Source organism: Devosia sp. Root413D1 (genome assembly GCF_001425235.1).
Classification (GTDB): domain Bacteria; phylum Pseudomonadota; class Alphaproteobacteria; order Rhizobiales; family Devosiaceae; genus Devosia_A.
In genome coordinates, this window is record NZ_LMEA01000012.1 from 541703 (window position 1) to 561332 (window position 19630).

The 19630-nt window shown below is 65.8% G+C and carries 18 protein-coding genes, 1 pseudogene and 1 riboswitch; of the genes and pseudogenes, 7 read left to right on the forward strand and 12 right to left on the reverse strand.

What is annotated here, in order from left to right; genetic code table 11:
- Nucleotides 1–27: 27 nt before the first annotated feature.
- Nucleotides 28–1113 carry an ABC transporter ATP-binding protein gene (locus ASC89_RS29260; RefSeq protein WP_055885888.1) on the reverse strand — a complete coding sequence of 362 codons (1086 nt, stop codon included), beginning with the start codon at nt 1111–1113 and terminating at the stop codon, nt 28–30.
- Nucleotides 1114–1378: 265 nt separating this feature from the next.
- Between ASC89_RS29260 and ASC89_RS24895 the strand changes: the two genes are divergently transcribed.
- Complete coding sequence (locus tag ASC89_RS24895; RefSeq protein ID WP_056003055.1) at nt 1379–2113, forward strand: GntR family transcriptional regulator; 735 nt, start codon at nt 1379–1381, stop codon at nt 2111–2113.
- 138 nt (nt 2114–2251) lie between these two features.
- Here ASC89_RS24895 and ASC89_RS24900 read toward each other — a convergent pair.
- From ASC89_RS24900 to ASC89_RS28630, 9 genes and pseudogenes are all read right to left on the reverse strand, one after another.
- A pseudogene (locus ASC89_RS24900) lies at nt 2252–2641 on the reverse strand (hypothetical protein); the annotation flags it as partial.
- 29 nt (nt 2642–2670) lie between these two features.
- Complete coding sequence (gene uca / locus ASC89_RS24905; RefSeq protein ID WP_056003060.1) at nt 2671–6204, reverse strand: urea carboxylase; 3534 nt, start codon at nt 6202–6204, stop codon at nt 2671–2673.
- On the reverse strand, nt 6204–6824 hold the full coding sequence (locus tag ASC89_RS24910; protein WP_056003063.1) for an urea amidolyase associated protein UAAP2: 621 nt from the start codon (nt 6822–6824) through the stop codon (nt 6204–6206). Before ASC89_RS24910 ends, uca begins: the two co-directional genes overlap by 1 nt.
- A gap of 1 nt (nt 6825) precedes the next feature.
- Complete coding sequence (locus tag ASC89_RS24915) at nt 6826–7641, reverse strand: urea amidolyase associated protein UAAP1 (protein WP_056003067.1); 816 nt, start codon at nt 7639–7641, stop codon at nt 6826–6828.
- A complete protein-coding gene (locus ASC89_RS24920; protein WP_056003070.1) occupies nt 7638–8474 on the reverse strand; it encodes an ABC transporter ATP-binding protein in 837 nt (278 codons plus the stop codon). The genes ASC89_RS24915 and ASC89_RS24920 overlap by 4 nt, the downstream gene beginning before the upstream one ends.
- The gene (locus ASC89_RS24925) at nt 8471–9289 is read right to left on the reverse strand and encodes an ABC transporter permease (RefSeq protein WP_056003073.1); all 819 of its coding nucleotides are present in this window, start codon (nt 9287–9289) and stop codon (nt 8471–8473) included. The genes ASC89_RS24920 and ASC89_RS24925 overlap by 4 nt, the downstream gene beginning before the upstream one ends.
- Before the next feature lie 91 nt (nt 9290–9380).
- Complete coding sequence (locus ASC89_RS24930) at nt 9381–10448, reverse strand: putative urea ABC transporter substrate-binding protein (RefSeq protein WP_056003076.1); 1068 nt, start codon at nt 10446–10448, stop codon at nt 9381–9383.
- A 75-nt stretch (nt 10449–10523) separates the two neighbouring features.
- A riboswitch (guanidine-I (ykkC/yxkD leader) is annotated at nt 10524–10636 on the reverse strand.
- 152 nt (nt 10637–10788) lie between these two features.
- The gene (locus ASC89_RS24935; protein WP_056003079.1) at nt 10789–11712 is read right to left on the reverse strand and encodes a DUF1989 domain-containing protein; all 924 of its coding nucleotides are present in this window, start codon (nt 11710–11712) and stop codon (nt 10789–10791) included.
- The gene (locus ASC89_RS28630; RefSeq protein ID WP_156384760.1) at nt 11709–11852 is read right to left on the reverse strand and encodes a hypothetical protein; all 144 of its coding nucleotides are present in this window, start codon (nt 11850–11852) and stop codon (nt 11709–11711) included. The genes ASC89_RS24935 and ASC89_RS28630 overlap by 4 nt, the downstream gene beginning before the upstream one ends.
- A 203-nt stretch (nt 11853–12055) precedes the next feature.
- On the opposite strand from ASC89_RS28630, the gene ASC89_RS24940 reads away from it, so the two are divergent.
- The 3 genes from ASC89_RS24940 to ASC89_RS24950 all read left to right on the forward strand — a co-directional run bounded on the left by ASC89_RS24940 (nt 12056) and on the right by ASC89_RS24950 (nt 14678).
- A complete protein-coding gene (locus ASC89_RS24940) occupies nt 12056–12793 on the forward strand; it encodes a GntR family transcriptional regulator (RefSeq protein ID WP_056003082.1) in 738 nt (245 codons plus the stop codon).
- A complete protein-coding gene (locus ASC89_RS24945; protein ID WP_055885921.1) occupies nt 12790–13461 on the forward strand; it encodes a flavin reductase family protein in 672 nt (223 codons plus the stop codon). Before ASC89_RS24940 ends, ASC89_RS24945 begins: the two co-directional genes overlap by 4 nt.
- 128 nt (nt 13462–13589) lie before the next feature.
- Nucleotides 13590–14678 (forward strand): BMP family ABC transporter substrate-binding protein, encoded by a 1089-nt coding sequence (locus ASC89_RS24950; RefSeq protein WP_320410489.1) that lies wholly within the window; start codon nt 13590–13592, stop codon nt 14676–14678.
- Nucleotides 14679–14770: 92 nt separating this feature from the next.
- Here the strand turns inward: ASC89_RS24950 and ASC89_RS24955 are convergent, their stop codons facing one another.
- Together ASC89_RS24955 and ASC89_RS24960 are read right to left on the reverse strand one after the other, a co-directional pair.
- Nucleotides 14771–15289 (reverse strand): Dps family protein, encoded by a 519-nt coding sequence (locus ASC89_RS24955; RefSeq protein ID WP_056003088.1) that lies wholly within the window; start codon nt 15287–15289, stop codon nt 14771–14773.
- Between the two features lie 24 nt (nt 15290–15313).
- Nucleotides 15314–16375: a cupin domain-containing protein gene (locus ASC89_RS24960; protein ID WP_056003094.1), complete on the reverse strand. Its 1062-nt coding sequence runs from the start codon at nt 16373–16375 to the stop codon at nt 15314–15316.
- Between the two features lie 184 nt (nt 16376–16559).
- Here ASC89_RS24960 and ASC89_RS24965 point away from each other — a divergent pair, with 184 nt between their 5' ends.
- The 3 genes from ASC89_RS24965 to ASC89_RS24975 all read left to right on the forward strand — a co-directional run bounded on the left by ASC89_RS24965 (nt 16560) and on the right by ASC89_RS24975 (nt 19575).
- Complete coding sequence (locus ASC89_RS24965) at nt 16560–17249, forward strand: YoaK family protein (protein WP_055885931.1); 690 nt, start codon at nt 16560–16562, stop codon at nt 17247–17249.
- A 143-nt stretch (nt 17250–17392) separates the two neighbouring features.
- The gene (locus ASC89_RS24970) at nt 17393–18925 is read left to right on the forward strand and encodes a sensor histidine kinase (protein WP_056003097.1); all 1533 of its coding nucleotides are present in this window, start codon (nt 17393–17395) and stop codon (nt 18923–18925) included.
- A complete protein-coding gene (locus tag ASC89_RS24975) occupies nt 18922–19575 on the forward strand; it encodes a response regulator transcription factor (RefSeq protein ID WP_056003100.1) in 654 nt (217 codons plus the stop codon). The genes ASC89_RS24970 and ASC89_RS24975 overlap by 4 nt, the downstream gene beginning before the upstream one ends.
- Nucleotides 19576–19630: the final 55 nt, after the last annotated feature.

Consider the following 19630-nt stretch of genomic DNA (forward strand, 5'->3'; position numbering starts at 1 on the left):
AGCCTAAAACCCCTGTTGCTGATGGCTTTACGAATTGGGGCGGCCGAGGATGATCGCATCCTCGGCATCCCAATAGAGTGGCACCGCGTCTCCGACGGCGACCGGCTTCGAAAAGAAGCTCTTGTCGTCGACGATGGCGGTGAAATCCTCGATGCCGGCGCCGTCGACCGAGAGCTTCACCGAGGCGCCGCGATACTCGATGTTGGAGACGATGCCGGTGAAGCCGAGCCCTTCGGCAGGAGTCGTCCCGACGCGCACATGATCGGTGCGGATGCCGACATCGACGGGTGAGCCAACGGCGAGCGGCGCCCCCGAGGCAGCAAAGCTGCTGCCGCCCGGCACCTCGACGCTGACGACGCCATCGGCGACCGATCGGGCGCTGCCGGTGACGACGTTGTGATCCCCCATGAAGCGGGCGACGAAGGCAGTTGCGGGCCGCTCGAACACCTCGCGCGGCGCCGCCGCCTGCTCGACCCGGCCGTTGTTCATCACCACGATGAGATCAGCCAGCGCCATGGCCTCTTCCTGGCTGTGGGTGACATGGACGAAGGTGATGCCCAGCCGCGTCTGCAGCTTCTTGAGCTCGGCGCGCATGCGGATCTTGAGGAACGGATCGAGCGCCGAGAGCGGCTCGTCGAGCAACAGCACCTCGGGATCGGTGATCAGGGCACGGGCCAGCGCCACGCGCTGCTGCTGGCCGCCGGAAAGCTGGGCCGGCCGCCGCGAAGCGTAGCCATCCATCTGCATCAGCTTGAGCAGCTCGAGCGCCTTGGCCTGTCGCGGCGCCTTCTCGATGCCCTTCATCTTGAGGCTGAAGGCAACGTTGTCGATCAGGTCGAGATGCGGAAACAGCGCGTAGGACTGGAACATCATCGCCGTGCCGCGCCTGGCCGGCGGCAGGTCGGTGACATTGGTGGACGACAGGATGATATCGCCGTCGGTCGCCGCCTCATGTCCTGCAACCATGCGCAAGGTCGAGGTCTTGCCGCAGCCCGATGGTCCGAGCAGGCAGCAATAGGTGCCGGCCGGCACTTTGAGATCGATCGAATCTACCGCAAGCGCATCGCCGTAGCGCTTGGTCAGCTTCACAACTTCCAGGTCGCCCTGCGCCATGCACCGCCCCGTAGGCCACCTCTTGGCCGTCGGGTAAGCAACTGCAAGAGCTGTGCCAGCGCGCGGCGCCCCAGGTATCGCGCCCTAGGCCATTGAAATCACGCGATGGTTCAGGGACGAGTGGTCCCTTGCCGTGTCTGCATCATTTCTTCTCAATGCCTAAAATATAGGCGAGTGCATTCGATATTGGCAGACTTTGTATACGAAACGCCGATAGCGGTGTGTCCAGTTCTCGGCTAGATTCGACTGGGTTCGGGAGTTCGGCATGCTCGAAAGCGACGAGATCGATGAGAGTGAGGGTCGCCCCGCGGTGCGGCGCTCCGCGCTCTATATCGGTTTGCGCAATGGCATCCTCGGGCACGGCATCGACCCCGGCACCAAGTTGCCCGAGGACGAGCTGGGCGCGATCTATTCGGTAAGTCGCACCGTGGTCCGCGCGGCGCTGCAGGCGCTGGCGCATGACCGGCTGGTGCGGCTCGAACCCAATCGGGGCGCCTTCGTCGCCAAGCCGACGCGCACCGAAGCCCGCGAAGTGTTCGAGGCGCGAGCGCTGGTCGAGCCCAAGGTTGCCGCACTCGCGGCAGGGATCGCGACGCATGCCGACGTCGAGCGGCTGCACCGGCACCTCGAGGAGGAGCACAAGGCCGTGCGCGCCGGCAAGGATGGCGAGGCGGTAATGCTCTCGGCGCAGTTCCACGTCGCCATCGCCGAGATCGCCGGTCAGTCGATCTTCACCGAAATGGTGCGCGATCTCTGCTCGCGTTCATCACTGATCATCTCGCTCTACTGGCGGCGGCGCGACACGATCTGCGAAAGTCACGCCCATCATGCGCTGGTCGATGCCATCGCCAAGCGCAGCGCCCTCGATGCGTCGGAGCTGATGACCAGCCACCTGGTGGACCTGCTCTCCGGGCTCGACCTGTCGGAGCGCCAAAGCTCGGGCAAGAAACTGGCAGACATCCTGATGGGGCGGTCGCCGGCGCGAGGATCCGAGCCCTAGAGACTTCTCCGTGAGAGCACAGGGACAGGGACGGCTATCTCGTCGTTGGGAGTTTGCCTGGCCGGACAATAGCTTTGCGGGCGGCGAGACCGTCGCAGAGGCGGTGCAGAAACCACCGCGCGGCACGGCCGAGCGCCTTCATTGGGCACGCTCCGCCAGAAACGCGCGCCACCCCCCGAAGCGGGTGATCTCCTCCGCCTCGGCTACCGCATGGGACTCGCACAGAAAGCCCGAGACTGCCGTGCCGTCATCGAGGGAAATCTTGCCGATGCCGAGCGGCGCGGGGATCCTGGCGACGAAGCGGCCGAACGCGTCGGACGGCAGGGACCACACCTCGACCTCGAGGCCGGGTCCGTCAAAGCCTGGTTCGCGCACCATCCCCGGCTTGGGCGGGGTGGTGTTGGGGAGTGCGAACAGCCGGTAATCCGGGGCCGTGCGACAGCGCTTGAGCAGGTGTCCGCCCGAGGAGGTGAGTTCCGTATTGAGCGGCAGGCCGGTGAGGTGGGCACCTACGACCACGATGGGGAGCGGGCTCTCAGCTTGGTTTTCGGGCATGTTCAGATCTCCTCTAGGACGATGATGACGTCGCCGGTCTTGATGTTGCGCCCCGGGCCGGCGCGGACGTCGCGGACGGCGCCGGCGGCGTGAGCGGTGACGGTGATTTCCATCTTCATGGACTCGATGATGGCGACCGGCTGGCCGGCTTCGACATGGGCGCCGGTCTCGACGAGGATCTTCCAGATATTGCCGGGGACCGAGCTTGCGACGCCGAAGTGGCCGGACGGCATTTCGGCGCTATCGGAAGCACTTGCGTCCTCCTCCGCCACGAAGCTGTCGAGACCCTCGTCCTTCCAGCGCTGGCGCTCGGCTTCGAACGCCGTCTGCTGCGTGTGCTTGAAGGCGGCGATGCTGCCGGCGTTGCGCGCGAGCTCGGCGGCATAGTCGGCATAGGAGAGGCTGGTCTCCTCAATGCGGATCGGATAGCCGCCGTGCGGGAAGGCCGCGCGGGCTTCCGTCAGTTCGTCATGGCTGACCGGGAAGAAGCGAATCTGGTCAAAAAAGTCGAGCAGCCACGGGGACCTGGCAAAGGCCGGCGTCTTCCGCCAGGTGTTCCAGACCTGGACGGTACGGCCGAACAGCTGGTAGCCGCCCGGGCCCTCCATGCCATAGATGCACATGTAGGCGCCGCCGATACCGACGGCGTTCTCCGGGGTCCAGGTGCGGGCCGGGTTGTACTTGGTGGTGACGAGCCGGTGACGCGGGTCCATCGGGGTCGCCACGGGTGCGCCGAGATAGACATCGCCGAGACCGAGCACGAGATAGCTGGCATCGAAGATGGTTTTCCTCACCGCCGCGAGATCGGGCAAGCCGTTGATGCGGCGTATGAACTCAATGTTGTCCGGGCACCACGGGGCATTCGGGCGGACCAGCTCCTGATATTTCCGCATGGCCAGTTGCGCCTCCGGGTCGTTCCAGCTGAGCGGCAGGTGGACGATGCGGGAGGGAACGGTGACCTGCTCCGGGGCGGGGAGGGACTGCTCGATCTCGGACAGCAGGCCGAGGAGGCGGTCGCGGGAGAGGCGGGTCGAGTCGTAGTGGACCTGCAGCGAACGGATACCGGGCGTGAGATCGACGATGCCGTTCCCGGCGCCGAGCCTGCCCTCCCCGTTAACGGCTTCCATCAGCAGATGAACGCGCAGGCGCAAGGCGAGATCGAGCGCCATCGGGCCGTACTCGACCAGGAGGTTGTCGTCACCTTGCCGTCGGTAGACGACCGGCACAGGCCCGTTGTCGGAATACCCCACAATCGCCGAGCCGGCTTCACTTGGCCGATGAACTGCGGGGCCGGCGATCTTGTCATCAGGGCGAGCGACGGGGACAAAGCGGATGGTGTCGCCGGGCTTGAACTGGCCGAGCTTCCACAGTTCGTCGCGCGCCATGACGGCCGGGCAGACGAAGCCGCCGAGGCTTGGCCCGTCCGGGCCGAGGATGATCGGCATGTCGCCGGTAAAGTCGATGGCTCCGACGGCGTAGGCGTTGTCGTGGAGGTTGGAGGGATGCAGGCCTGCCTCGCCACCATCCCGGCGCGCCCATTTCGGCGCCGGGCCGATCAGGCGCACCCCGGTGCGGGCCGAGTTGAAATGGACTTCGTAGGCTGTCGAAAACAGCGCCTCGATGTCTTCTTCGAGGAAGAAGTCGGGAGCGCCGTGCGGGCCGTAGAGCACGGCGACGTCCCATGTGTGCGTCAACGGTACCGGATCGTTGGCGGGCCTCGCCACCTGCGGCAGGCCGGCGAGATGCAACACCTCGCCGGTGCGCAGGGTGCCGGTCGCGTGACCGCCGAACTTGCCAAGCGCGAAGGTGGCGCGGGAGCCAAGCACTTCCGGAGCAGCGAGACCACCGGAGATCGCGAGATAGGATCGCTGGCCGGGGCCCTCGATCGCGCCGATGCTCAGCACCTGTCCGGCGCCGACGTCGATCGGCTGGTTGTGCGGCAGCGGTGCGCCATCGAGTTTCATCGGCATATGCGCCCCGGCGAGGGCGACGATGGCAGGAGCGTGGAAGCGCAGGGTCGGGCCGGAGACGGTGAGTTCCAGCGCGGCCGTCTCGTCGGCATTGCCGACCAGCCGGTTGGCGTGGCGGAAACTGCGTTCGTCCATCGGCCCCGAGGGCGGCACACCGACATGCCAGAGGCCGAGCCGGCCGGGCAGTTCCTGCAGCGAGGATTGCGCGCCGGGCGCAATGACTTCGACGACCTCGGGCGTGAAGGCGAAGCTGCGCAGTGCGGTGGTCGCCACCTTGCCGGAGGCGAGGAGGTCGGATGCCGCGATGGCTCGCAGATAATCGAGATTGGTCTCGATGCCGGCGATGCCGGTATCGGCAAGGGCGGCCTGGAGCCTGACGATGGCGGCCGGGCGATCAGCTGCGGCGACGATGATCTTGGCCAGCATCGGATCGTAGTAACTGGTGACCTCGGTGCCGGTCTCGACCCAGGTGTCGACCCGCGCGTCGCCGAACTTCACCTCGGTCAGGAGGCCCGCGCTGGGCTGGAAGTCGGCGTGCGGGATTTCCGCATAGAGCCGAACTTCCATGGCCGCGCCCTTGGGGGACAGCGGCAGCGTGGGGATCACGTCCTCGCCGGCGGCCTGGCGGATCATCCACTCGACCAGATCGATGCCGAAAACGGCTTCGGTGACCGGATGTTCGACCTGCAGCCGGGTGTTGACCTCGAGGAAGTAGAACGCCTCGCGATCGGGATCGTAGATGAACTCGACGGTGCCGGCGGAACGGTAACCGACAGCCCGGCCGAGGTTCACGGCGGCCTCGTGCAGCCGATAGCGGGTCGTGGTGGAGAGGCCGGGCGCCGGCGTCTCCTCGACCACCTTCTGGTTGCGGCGCTGCAGCGAGCAATCGCGTTCACCCAGCGCGATCACCCTGCCCTTGCCATCGCCGAACAGCTGGACCTCGACATGGCGGGCATCCGACACGAAGCGTTCGAGATAGACGCGCGCATCGCCAAAGCTGGCTCGAGCGGTGCGCTGCACGCCGTCGAAGGCAGCATGCAACGCCGCGGCGTCGGCACACAGCGACATGCCGATGCCACCGCCGCCGGCGGTGGATTTGAGCATGACCGGGTAGCCAATGGCGTCGGCCGCTACGAGCGCCTCTTCGGCGGTGGCGAGAAGGTCCGTGCCGGGAAGGAGCGGCACGCCGTTGGCCCTGGCCAGCTCGCGCGCCGTGTGCTTGAGGCCGAACGCTTCGATGTTCTCGGGCGTCGGGCCGATGAAGGTGATGCCTTCGGCTTCGAGGCGGCGGGCAAAGCCGGTGTTCTCCGACAGGAAGCCGTAGCCGGGGTGGACGGCTTCAGCCCCGGTTGCCTTGCAGGCGGCGATGACGGCCTCGACATTGAGGTAGCTCTCGGCGGCCGGAGCCGGCCCAAGCCGCACGGCTTGGTCGGCGAGCTGCACCGCCCTGGTGAAGCGGTCGGCGTCGGAATAGACCGCGACCGAGGCGATACCCATGCGCCTCAGCGTGCCAATGATGCGGACCGCGATCTCGCCGCGGTTGGCGATCAGGACTTTCGTGAACATCACTCAGCGTCCCAGATCAGGACCTGGATGGGCGTCGGGTTGAAGCCGTTGCAGGGGTTGTTGATCTGCGGGCAGTTGGAGATGACGCAGAGGACGTCCATCTCGGCAACGAGATCGACGTAATCGCCGGGTCCGCTCAGCCCATCGACGATGGTCATTTCGCCCGAGGGCGAGATCGGTACGTTCATGAAGAAATTGATGTTGGGAACGATGTCCCGCTTGCTCATGCCGTGCCTGGTCACCTCGATGAGGAAGTTGTCGCGGCAGGCGTGCAGGTAGCGGGTGTCGTGACCAAAGCGGACGGTGTTGCTCTCGCACGAGCAGGCGCCGGCCATGGTGTCGTGGCGGCCGCACGTGTCGGCGACCACGGTGAGCATGGTATTGCCCTCGTTGGAGACGAGTTTGGTGCCGACCCCGATATAGGCCGAGCCTTGGCTGCGCAGGGTATCCTGAGCGCTGTAGCGTTCGGCGAAGTCGTCGGCACGATAGAAGATGGTGTCAACGGCCTGCTGGCCCTCGCTGTCGACAATGCGGATGGTCTGGCCCCGCTTGACGATGCCGGACCACGGCGCTTCGGCAGGGATCAGGTGGGACTGGCTGGCGGTATCCTCGGTGCGCATCTCAGGCCTCCGCGCGGGCGTTGTTCTCGAAGCCGCGGACGGCCTCGGCGGTGGCCATACGGCAGAGATCATCAGCCGTGACCTCGGTGACATAACGGGTCACCTCGACGGGGTTCGGCGCATAGGCCGGCCCGGGATCGAGCGGGTGCGGACAGTTGGAGAACGCGACAAGCAGGTCCATTTCGGCGCGCAGGTCGACATAATCGTTGCCGTTGAGCAGGCCCGGCTGCCAGGCGAAATGGCCGTCTTCGTCGGAGACGCGGATCGGGGCGAACAGGGTCAGCGCCAGCGGAATGTCACGGCGCGACAGGCCGAGCTTGCCGGCGGCGAGCACGAGATTGTCGCGGGTGTTGCGGGTGGCAGTCCCTGGATATTTCGCAGCGTTGGCGGCCGCGGTGGAGCCGCCGAGCAGCACATCATGGGCGCCGCCGGACGAGTCCTCGGTGATCGACAGCATCACCCGGCCCATATCCGAGAACAGCACCCGCCCCTTCTGGGTACGGGTGTCCCACTGCACCTTGACGGTGTCCGGCAGATTGAGCCGCTCGCTGGTATCGTGCGCGCTCCAGCAGACGAGGGCGACCGAGGCGGGACCATGGGGTTGGGCGACGCGCAGCGCTTCGCCCTTGCGCAGCACGGTCGACCAGTACCAGCCAGCGGCAATGGTTTCGGTCGCAACGACGCTGCCCGGCGCGATGGGCGCGGCTGGCACAGCGCTGGCTTCGGGCAATGCCCTGGTGGCGAAGGCGAGGCCCTTTTTCTGGTGCTCTTCGTAGCGGGCGCGGTCGGCGGCGATCTGCTCTGGGGTTCGGCTCATGCCGGATCTCCTTGAGGGGATGGCGCCGGGTCGTCCCGGCCAATGCCCACCTCATGGATCGGGTCGTCCCGATCGGGGCTATCGGCAAATGCGTCCGGATCGAGCTGGCCAGCGCGACGCGGCGGCCAGATGTAGATGTCGCGGCTGAGCGAGGCGCCGTAGCGTTCGCGCTCGTCGGGCCGGTTGCGTGGCCGCTCGAAGGCGATGACGCGGGTCCCGAGCGTAAAGGCTTCACGCATGTCGTGGGTGACCATCACCACGGTGAGGTTGGTCTCGTTCCACAGACGTTTCATCAGCACATGGATTTCAGCGCGGATGCCCGGATCGAGCGCGCCGAACGGTTCATCGAGCAGCAGAACGCGCGGCTGCATGATCAGCGCCTGCGCCAAGGCAAGGCGCTGCTGCATGCCGCCCGAGAGCTGGGCCGGGAACTTGGTTTCGCTGCCGGCGAGGCCGACTTCGGCAATGAGTTCCCGGGCCTCCTCAACAGCGGCGCGACGCGCCGGACCAACGAGCCGGGCGCGGAAGCGGGAGGCGGCGAATTCCTTGCCGAGCAGCACATTGCCCAGCACGGTCAGGTGCGGGAACACCGAATAGCGCTGGAACACCACGCCACGGTCGGGTCCCGGCTCGGGTGACAGCGGCGCGCCATCGAGCGTGATGGTCCCCTGCGTCGGGCGTTCCTCACCGAGCAGCAGTTTGAGGAAGGTGGTCTTGCCGCAGCCCGAAGGGCCGACGAGCGCGACGAAGGCCCGGTCCTCGATGGTGAGCGACACCTTCTCGAGCACGATCTGGTCGCCGTATTCCTTCCACACATTGTCGACGACGATCATGACGCCTTCCCCAGGTCGGACCAGGGGAAGACCCGGATGCGGAGCAGATCGAGCAGGACGTTGGCGAGCACGGCCAGCAGCGTGATCCAGATCACGTACGGAAAGATCACGTCCATGGAGAGGTAACGGCGGACCAGGAAAATCCGGTAGCCAAGCCCGGAATCCGCCGAGATCGCCTCGGCCGCGATGAGGAACAGCCAGGCCGGGCCAAGCTGCAGGCGGAGGCAGGTGATGAGCCGTGGCAGCACCTGTGGCAGGACCACGCGGATGGCGATCTGCCATGAGTTGCCGCCAAGCGTTTCAGCCTTCACCGTCTGCTCGCGCGGCAGTTCCATGACCTTGAGCGCCAGGTCGCGGATCATGATCGGCGCGACACCGATGACGATGAGGGTGATCTTGCTGGTTTCGCCCAGCCCCATGACGATGAACAGGATCGGCAGCAGCGCCAGCGGCGGCACCATCGAGACGGCGGCAAAGAACGGCGCCAGCAGCGCCCGGGCATAGGGAAACATGCCCACGATCATGCCGAAGACCAGGGCGATGAGCGTCGAAATGCCCAGCGCCGAGAACAAGCGGCCGAGGCTCGCCCAGGTATCGGACCACAGCAGGTATTCGCCGGTGCGGGGGTCGGGGACGAATGCCATGCGATTGACCGCGTCGGCGAGGCTGGTCAGCGCCGGCAGCAGCTTGTCGGCGGGGTTATCGGCGAGCCGGGCTGCCGAGCCCAGCGCATAGGCCACCAGCAGCGCAACAAACGGCAGCAGCGCCAGGATCAGCTGGTTGGTTCGCGATGGCTTGAGGTTGATGAGACGCATGGAGTGGCTCGGATGATTGAGACGTCACCGACCTCCCCCGCCCCTGAGGGCGAGGGCGCCGAGCGCGGCGAGACGGGTGGGGAGCACGGACTTACAGCGTCCCTGCCGCCGCTTCCTTCATGTAGACGTCGGTGAACCGCAGCTTGACGTTGGCCGGATCCCCCAGCACTTCGCCGCCGGGGAGCTCGATGCCGATGACGTCGGCGGAAGCGGCGCCGGAGCCAAGCAGGCCCTTGTCGAACAGGAAGGCGCGGACCTTGTCCATGGTGGTCTGGAGGTCAGGAGAAGTGACGAAGGTCACGGCTTCGGCGGGCGTCGGGAACAGTTTCGTCGCCGCAAGCTGCGCTTCGAAGCCCTGCTGATCGGTACCGGAAGCTGCGCCCATGGCGGCGCGCGCTGCGGCGCCCTCGGGCGTCTGGGCGGTCATGATGGCCATGGTGTCGTACCAGATGCCGGCCAGCGCCTTGCCGAAATTGGGGTTGTCGGTGAGCACCTGGGTGTTGGCAACCATCATGTCGATGATCTCGCCAGGGATCTGCGCGCTGTCGAACACCTTGTGAGCGCCGGGCAGAGCAGCGATCTCAGAGACCATCGGATTCCAGGTGACCATGGCGCTGACATCAGGGGTCTGGAAGGCGCCGACCATGTCGGGGTCGGAGGTATTGACGACATTGACGTCGCGCTCGGTCAGACCGACGCTTTCGAGGGCGCGGGCGAGCAGGTAGTGCGAGACCGAGAACTCGACGAGGTTTACGGACAAGCCCTTGATATCGGCCAGCGAGGTCTTGTCCTTGAGGATCACCGCGTCGTTGCCGGCCGAGAAGTCGCCGATGATGACGGCGGTGGTGTCGACCCCGCCGGCGGCGGGGATGGAGAGGCCATCCATGTTGGTGAGGGTCACCGCGTCATAGGCGCCGGCCGTATATTGGTTCATCGACTCGACGTAGTCGTTGAACTGCGTGACCTCGATGCCGATGCCGTATTTGTCGGCCCATTTCTTGACGATGCCGTTGTCGGCGGCGTAGCCCCAGGGCATCCAGCCGACATAGATCGACCAGGCAACCTTGAAGTCGTTCTTCTGCTGCGCCTCAGCGCCGGTGCCTGCGGCAGCAACGAGCATCGCGAGGGCGAGGGCGGAAACCAGTCTGGTGAACTTCATGCACAATCCCCTGTTTCGACTTGGGGATCGGCGAAGCGCGTAAAGACCCGCGCTGCCAATCCCTTGGCTTACGAGGTCTCCCGGGCTTTTGTCCCGCCGTGTCCCGGAGGGATGTCTCCCGCTCCGGTGGGTGCTCTCGGACCAGACGCGCCGGAAAAGATGGCGCCGGAACCCTAGCTCCTAACTCTGCATACAACGGAGCAAGGGCCATGCCAGAATCGAATATCGTTATCTGTCAGTGCATTAGTAAGATCGTCCGTCTCCAATCCCGACGCTCGGCGTCGAATGCGGGGCATCGTGCACATAAAGTGGGCGCTGCCACTGTGCTGTGCAGTACCTGCTATTTGGTGATGGCAGGAGCCCCGGCATTGGCTCCGAGGTAGCGCTCCTCCCACCAGGTAAAGAGCAGGTCGCGGAGCGCCGCGCCGTCGTCGTCGCCGTAGAGCGGCAGCCGGGCCGCGTCGAACAGGGCCGCTTCTTCCTCGGTCAGCGTGACCGCAAGTTCCTTGATGCGGATCGGCACGTTGGTGAAGGCCGGCGCGTAGGCGGGGTCGCGGGTGAGTTCGCGGTCCGCCTTGATGTGGGGCTGGCGGAAATCCCTGGGTGTCCGCTGGCTGCGCAGCACCGGCGTCGGCGGGACGGCGGCGAGGTCGGCTTCGGTCGCCTCGAATACGGTGAGGCGGATCGGCTTCAGCGAGAAGTTGGAGGTGCGCATGACGTCGGCGCCGCAAACATTGGGCACGGCGAGCACATCGGTCAGCGCCAGGAGATCGACATGGTCCCCTGCCCGGCTCGACTGCCGGGTGATCGTCGCCCGCCCATCGGCGCCAATCTCGGTGTTCATGAAGAGGTTGAAGCTGTCATGCACGTCGTCCGGGGTCAGACCGTACTCGCGCTGCGCCTCGGACTGGATGTCGTGGCAGTTGGTGTGATCGTGAAAGCCATAGGCGCTTTCGTAGAGATAGGCCGAGCAGCGCGGGAACAGCACGTCGTTACGCTTCACGGTATCCTTGAGGATATAGAGCAGCGCCCGCTCGCGCGGCGGCTGGCTCCACAGGAACGCACCTTCGGTAGGGTTGAAGCCATGCACGGTGCGGGTACGGCCGCAATGCATGAACTCCTTGTAGTCGTGCAGGTTGAAGGCGTTGAAATCGACGCATTGCCCGCCCTCCACCTGCTCGATGCGCAGGATCTGCCCGGCGAGCAGTTCGATCGCCTTGCCGGTGCCCGGCTGCAGCATCAGGGTCTGGAGCACGGTTCTCATTTGGCGCGCCGCTCCGCGTGCTCGCGAATGGCCAGCTTCACCAATGCCGCACGGTCAGGTGCCACGCCTTTTGCGATGGTGCGGTCGATCAGTTCGAGCTGCTGCTGGTTGAGCTTGAGAATAATGGTCCTGGCCGGCATGCGCCTCTCCCGTTCGAATACCAAAACTGTATACATGATTGACGGAACAACGATCCAGTTTCATGCAGATCAGCCATGCGATTCTCGCATGTTGGCCGCAAGTGGCTGCAAACTGCTGCAGTTTTTGCTGTGCGATGGTGAAATCTGGCATACTTGCAACGCACCATCTCGTATGCATGAATGATCGGCAACACGAGGTTTGAATGACCAGGCCATCCCCCCGCACCGATATCGCTCATGAGGCGCTGAAACAGGCGATCCTCGAGCGGGCGCTGCAACCGGGCACCAAACTGCCCGAGGATGAGATTGGCGCACATTTCGGCATGAGCCGGACGCTGGTGCGGGCAGTGCTGGCGAAACTGCAATCAGAAGGGCTGGTCGATGCTCGACCCAAGCGCACGGCCATCGTCGCCCAACCGACCCTGGCGGAAGCCCGTGACGTCTTCGAGGTGCGGCGCGGGCTGGAGGCCCAGGCCGTCGACCTCGTCATCAAGCGCTGGAAGCCAAGCTTTGGCGCCGAGCTCGAAGGGCTGGTGCGCGAGGAGGATGCGGCCCGCGAGCGGCATGAAGAACACGTTGCCGGGCGCCTGGGTGGTGAGTTTCACATCCGGCTGGCGAAACTGAGCGGCAATGTCCTGCTCGAGCGCTACATGTCGGAACTTGTGACCCGCTGTTCGCTGATCCTTGCCGTTTACGGCTCGCCGCACAGCCACGATCACAGCGGCCCCAACGAGCATATCGAGATCATCGCCGCGCTGCGTGCCGGCGACGCTGCCAAGGCCATCGCCCTCATGGATGCGCACATGTCCGCCGTGGAGCGTCGGGCCATGCACGACACCGACCCCGCCGGCGCGGCGCTTGGCGATGTGCTCGCCCGCTATGCCGGCGCGATCGCCGCGCCCGCCGGCGCCATCCCGCTCAAGCGCAAGCGCACCAGATGAGCGGGCATCTGCATTTCGACTTTGCCGAACTGGACCCGCGCGAGCGCTACAAGCTGCTGATCGGGACGGTGATCCCGCGGCCTATCGCGTTCATCACCACGCTCAGCCGCGATGGCCGGCGCAACGCCGGGCCGTTCAGCTTCTTCAATGTTCTCACCCACGATCCGGCGATCGTCGCCATCGGCATCGAGAACTACGACGACATGCGCCTCAAGGACACGGCGCGCAATATCCGCGAGACCGAGGAGTTCACCGTCCACATCGTCGATGACGCACTGGCCGCGCAGATGGAGATCTGCGCCATCAAGTTCGGCCCCGATGTCGATGAACTCAGCGAGGCCGGCCTCGAAACGGTACCCGGCAAGGCAGTGCGCAGCCCGCGCATCGTCTCGGCCCCGGCGGCGCTCGAATGCCGCCGGCACATGACCATCGAAGTGGGCAAGGCGCGCGAGATCGTGCTCGGCCAGGTGCTGGGCATCCACATCCGCGCCGACATCGTCGATGCGGCACGCCTCCACGTCGACCAGATCAAGATGGATGCGATCGGCCGTCTCGGTGGCCATGGCTATGCCCGCACGCGCGACCAGTTCGACATCCGGACGCTCAGCGTGGGCGAGTACGAACAGCTCAAGGCCGACCGCCTTGTGACTGAGACCGGCGCCGCCTAGCCGCGCGCAGGAACGACCCGACTAAACGGAACGCCGCGCCAACGCGTGGCCGAGACGGTGAGCGCATGCCGCGCTCCCCGGACGATGAAACCTGGACTCACGGGGGTGCAACCTTGTCCAACTTCTCAATGAACCGCCGACATTTCCTCGGCACTGCTGCCGCCGGATCGCTGCTGCTGGCGAGCGGCATGAAGGCACAAGCTGCAACGCCGCTGACCATCGGCATGATCTATGTCGGGCCGGTCACCGATTTCGGCTGGAACCAGGCCCATGCGGTCGGCGCCGCCGCGCTGAAGGCGCTGCCCGATGTCACCGTGGTGGAGGAGGAGAATGTCCCCGAAACCGACGCGGTCGCCCAATCGATGGAATCGATGATCAACCTCGACGGCGCCAAGCTGCTGTTTCCGACCTCGTTCGGCTATTTCGACCCGTTCATGAAGGAAGCGGCGAAGAAGCACGCGGACGTCGAATTCCGCCACCCGACGTCGCTGTGGAACAAGGACACCGACCCGATCAACCTCGGAGGCTACTTCTGCTACCTCGACCAGGGCCACTACGTGAACGGCGTCGCCGCGGGCCTCTCGACCAAATCCAACAAGATCGGCTTCATCGCCGCCAAGCCGATCGCGCTGGTGCTGCGAAACGTCAACGCCTTCACGCTGGGCGTCAAGAAGGTGAACCCGAACGCCGAGGTGCGCCTCATCATCACCGGCGAGTGGAGCCTGCCGGTGCGCGAGGCCGAGGCCGCCAATGCGCTGGTGGATGCCGGCTGCGACGTCATCGCCTGCCACGTCGACAGCCCCAAGGTGGTGGTCGAGACGGCCGAGGCGCGTGGCGTCAAGAGCTGCGGCCATAATGCCGACCAGGCCTCGCTGGCCCCCAACGGCTTCATCACCGGCGCCGAGCTCAAATGGGGCACGGTCTATACCGAGTACGCCAGGCTGATCGCCGCGGGCGAGAAACTGCCCAACGTCAACGAGGGCGGCTACGACAAGGACATGGTCTTTTCCACGCCGTTCGGCGTGGGAGCGACCGAAGCGGCGATCGCCGCAGCCACCAACGCGATTGCCGAAACCAAAGCCGGGGCGCCGATTTTCGTCGGCCCGCTCAAGGACAATACCGGCAAGCTCATCAGTCAGGAGACGCTCGGTCTCTATGATGGCGCCCTGTGGGGCACCGACTACCTGATCGAAGGCGTGGTCGGCTCGATCACCTGAGAGCGTCGGTGTGCGGGCCGCTACGGCGACCCGTACACCGATCCAGTTGCGATTGAGGCATTGGTGGAGGCCTGGCTCCGCCAATGCCAAGCTTAGTTGCCGGCCCGACCCGTCTCGAACAGGAACCAGGTCCGGCGTTCGGCTTCGTCGATCCAGACTTCGACGAGGCTGGTGGTGGCGGAATCATTGTGACCGGCAGCCAGTTCGTGCACGGCGCGAAGCAGGCTGACGAAGCGTGAGTTGTCGTCGGCCAGTTCGGCCAGCATGTCGGCCGGGGTGACGAACTCGGCATCGTTGTCGGCGAGGCGCTGCAGGCGGCCGATCTGGCCGATCGAGCGCAGGGTGCCGCCGCCGATCTTGCGGGCCCGTTCGGCGATATCGTCGGTGATGGCGAAGATCTGGTCGGCCTGCTCGTCGAGCAGCAGGTGATAATCGCGGAAGTGCGGGCCCGACATATGCCAGTGGAAGTTCTTGGTCTTGAGGTAGAGCGCGAAAGTGTCGGCCAGCAGTGCGGTCAGCGCGGCGGCAATGTCCTTGACCGCGGCTTCGCCGAGATCGGTGGGGGTGTGGAGCGGCGCGGCGCGCAGTGCACGGGTACGAGCGATGTCCATTCTGTTTCTCCTTGAGTGAGTGGGTCAGGCGACCGGGTCGATCGGGTTGATACGGTTGACGAGCAGGGGATCCTGTTCGGTGAAGGGGAAATCGGGGAGTTCGGCGCGCGACACCCTCAGCGTTGCGGCCAGCACTTCGGGCGGAAAGCTGCCGACAAGGGTGCGGAAACCGATATCGCCGGGGTCGGCGCGATCAAAGAAGATCAGGAAGTGGGCGTCGCCGGCGCCGATATTCTCGATGTGATGCGGATAGGCTGGCGGGATGAAGTAGACGTCGCCGCTCTGCAGCTCGTAGGTGTCCGTCGTTCCATCCGGGTCGAGGATGGTCATCCGCGCCCGGCCCTCCAGCACGTAGCCCATCTCGGCCGTTGCCGGGTGCCAGTGCGGCTCGCGCATGCCGACATCCGAGATGCGGACCGAGTACATCGCGATATCCTCGAGCACCGGCCAGAGCCCCGCCTTGGTCTGGCGGGCGGAGCCGGCGGCGGCGTCGATCTGCGGCAGGTTGGCCTCGACGCGATACTTCAGTGCATCGACATGCAGGGCCTGCGGTTCGATCCCGGCCTCGCCGTCGACATGGACGATCTCGGGCTCGATCGGGCGGGTGGTGATGCTGCCGATCTCCTGGAAGAAGGCGGTCGGCGCGTCGAAGGTGTTGCCGAGCACGGCCGGCGTCATGGCCGCGAAGCTGCCGCCAAGACCGAAATCCTCGGGCTTCTCATGCGAGAACGCCAGGATAAACTCGGCCTCGGCCGGGCCGATATTGCGGATCGAGTGGAGGCTGCCGCTCGGGGCGAAGAACATGTCGCCGGGCCGGACGACGAAGCTGTCGCGTACAGCGTGATTGCGCACGATGGTGACCAGCGCCTCGCCGCGGACGCAGTAGCCCAGTTCATGGGCATTGGCGTGCCAATGCGGTTCACGCAGCCCTTCGGGCGCCAGCAGCAACCGGCGCAGCGACAGCCGCTTCAGGAGCGGCAACGCCGTGCTGTCGATATGAACCGTCGATCCCGACGCGTTCGCATAGCTGGGCGGCTGCAGGCTGATTGAAGCGACATGCCGCGAGGTATTGGGTTTGAAGTCCATGTCTCGTCTCCTCAGGTCGGTTGACCATCGGAAGGTGGACTGAACGCGGCGCCGGCAGAATCCTCCGCAGGTTTGCGTGGCTCATACCTGAGTACAGGGTCGAGCCAACCAGCGCACGATGGGCTGCCGATCCCGGGGCGCGTTAGCTCGATAGTCGAAGCAGCCCAGCGAACGGAGACATCCAATGGAGCGCTCGATCACGGCCGGCAACCCTACCGGCACGAGCTATGAAGGCCTTGCACCATTGCTGGCGTTCGTTGCGGGCTATGTCGACGCCACGACGTTCCTGGCGTTCGGTGGCCTGTTCGTGGCCCAGGCCACCGGCAGCCTGGTGGTCGCAGGCTCCGCCTTCGAAGCCGGTGGCGCCGATATCCTCAAGCTCGCGGCCATCCCTGCCTTCATTCTGGCCGGTATTGTAACGACTGCGGTGGTGCGCAGCTTCGGCCCCGACCGGGAGCACGCCCTCGCGGCTGCGCTGTTCATGGAGACGGTGTTGGTAGCCGGACTGGCGCTGTCGGCGTTGCTGATCCCGCATGACGCGCTGCTGCCGGGGCTGTTCGGCCTCGGCGCCATGGGCGTGCAGAGCGCGCTGGTGCGCCTGTTGCTCAGCGGCGGGTCGACCAACGTGATGACCACCAACCTGACGCAGCTTTCGATCGACATCGAGGGCGCCCTTGCCGGTCTCGCGCGCAACCACATCGATCGCACCGCACTCGCATCGCTGCGCCGGGTGGCACTGTTGATCCTGGGCTTTCTCGCAGGCGTGCTGGTGGGCAGCGTCGGATTTCATATCGCCGGCAGCGCCGGGGTGGTGCTGATGGTGGCTGTGCTCGCGGCACTGGCGCTGTGCGCCTGGATCCACGCTTTGCCCTGAGGCGACCCAAACCTCTGTATGATGGCAAATCTCCAGCGCCGCGGCACATTGCGTGCGGTCAGGCCGCCGCACTATCCGAGTTGCTCGGAGCGCGGCATGATCGGGTCGCCCGGACCACGCCGGGCGCTAGAGGACACGCGTCAATGTCGTCACAAGCCGTCGCAGAAGGTGAAGCAGCGCCGGGTGGCAAGCGGCCGCAACCGCTGATCGGCGCCAACGGCTATCGCCTCAGCGCTGCGGCGCTGGCGCTCGCGATCTTCCTCTTCGATATCCTGTCGCCGCTCGAAGGCGCCATCGCCGTGCTCTACGTGCTCGTGGTGTTCATGGTGGCGCGCACTGGTCGACGCAGGGAGATCATCGCCGCCGCGGCCGCCTGCCTCGGGCTCACGCTACTGGCTTATTTCATCTCGCATGGCATCAGCCATGCCGGCGCACCGACGCTGCGCGCGCTGGTCAGCATCGCCGCTATCGGCGTTGCGGCCCTGCTGGCCCTGCAGAACCAGTCGGCCACCGCCACGCTGGTGCGCAGCGAACGGCGTTACCGGCGGATGTTCGACGCGACGCGGATCGGCGTGATGCAGGAGGACTGGACGCGCGTTCGAAGGGAACTGGCCGATGCGAGTCCCGCTGACCTCGAGGCGCGCGCGCCGGGCCTGATCCGCATCGTCGACGTCAATCCGGCATTCCTCGCCATGGTTGGCGCCGCCGACAGAGGCAGCTTCCGCGGCACGCTCGAAGATATCCTGAGCGCCGGGGACCGCACGTTTGCCGGAGCGCTCGCCGCTTTCGCCCGTGGCGACACCCACTATGAGGGGGAGACCGAGATCATCGCCACCGACGGCCGGCGCGTGCCGGTGCTGTTCGCCATCACCCTTCCAGCAACGCCCGAGGATGACGGCAACGTGCTGGTCTTCGTGGTCGACATCACCGAACGGCGCGAAGCGCATGACGCGCTGCACCTGGCGCAGACCGAGCTGGCGCATGCCGCCCGCGTGGCGACGCTGGGTGAGCTGACCGCCTCGATTGCCCACGAGGTCAACCAGCCCCTGATGGCGGTGGTGACCAACGGCGAGGCCGGCATGCGCTGGCTGCGACGCGAGCCGCCAGACCTCGGCGAGGTTGAGAAGGCAATGGGCCGGGTGATCTCTGAAGGCCGCCGCGCCAGCGATATCGTCAAGCGCATCCGCGCCTTCCTGAGCAAGGCGCCGGGTCAACCGGCCGAGCTGAGCGTCTCCTCGCTGATCGAGGAAGCTTCGGCGCTGGTCGAGCGCGAGCTGGCTCGGGCCGGCGTGCAGTTGAGCATCGAGGCGCCGGACGGATTGCCCACGGTGCTCGGCGACCGGGTGCAGTTGCAGCAGGTGATGGTGAACCTGATGGTCAACGCCAGCCAGGCCATGGCAGGACATCCCGGCAACCGCCTCTTGACCGTCAAGGCATGGGCAGACGGCGGCAAGATCGAGATCATGATGTCCGACACCGGCCCGGGCATTGCGCCCGAGAACCGGCAGCGGCTGTTCGATCCGTTCTTCACCACCAAAGCGGATGGCATGGGCATGGGGCTCGCGATTTGCCGGACCACCGTCGAGGCGCATGGTGGCTCCCTCACCGTCGAAAGCGAGCCACCCGATGGCGCGACCTTTCGCATATCGCTGCCAGCCCAGGAGGCCAGCCCATGATCCGGCAGACATCGGGGCGCGGCGCCTCGGCAGAAGACCCCACAGTGCCGTTCGTGGCGGTCGTCGACGACGATCCGGCAGTGCTCGAAGCGCTCGACAGCCTGCTGCGCTCCATCTCGCTCGCAACGCGGTTGTTCGGCTCGCCGGCCGAGCTGCTGGCCGCACAGTTGCCCGACGCACCGGGCTGCATCGTGCTCGATGTCCGGCTGCCGGGCGTCAGCGGGCTGGATTTCCAGGGACAACTGGTCGAGCGCGGCATCGGTCGGCCGATCGTGTTCATGACCGGGCACGGCGATATCCCGATGAGCGTCCGCGCCATGAAGGCCGGGGCGGTGGATTTCCTGTCCAAGCCCTTCCGCGACCAGGACATGCTGGACGCGGTCACCGCCGCAATCGAACGAGATCGGCAGCAGAGAGCGGCGGCCGCCAGCCGCAACGATCTGACGGCGGAGTTCGAAACGCTGACGGCGCGGGAGCGCGAGGTCATGACCCACGTCGTGGCTGGCCTCATGAACAAGCAGGTCGCCGGCATCCTGGGGCTCAGCGAGATCACCGTGAAGATCCATCGCGGCAACGTCATGCGAAAGATGGGTGTGCGGACGCTGGCCGACCTGGTGCGAAAGGCTGAGGCGCTCGGGATCAAACCATGAGGGGGAGCGGGGCAAACCTGCGTATGATTCCGCGAGGCTCGCAGCTGCGCCATAA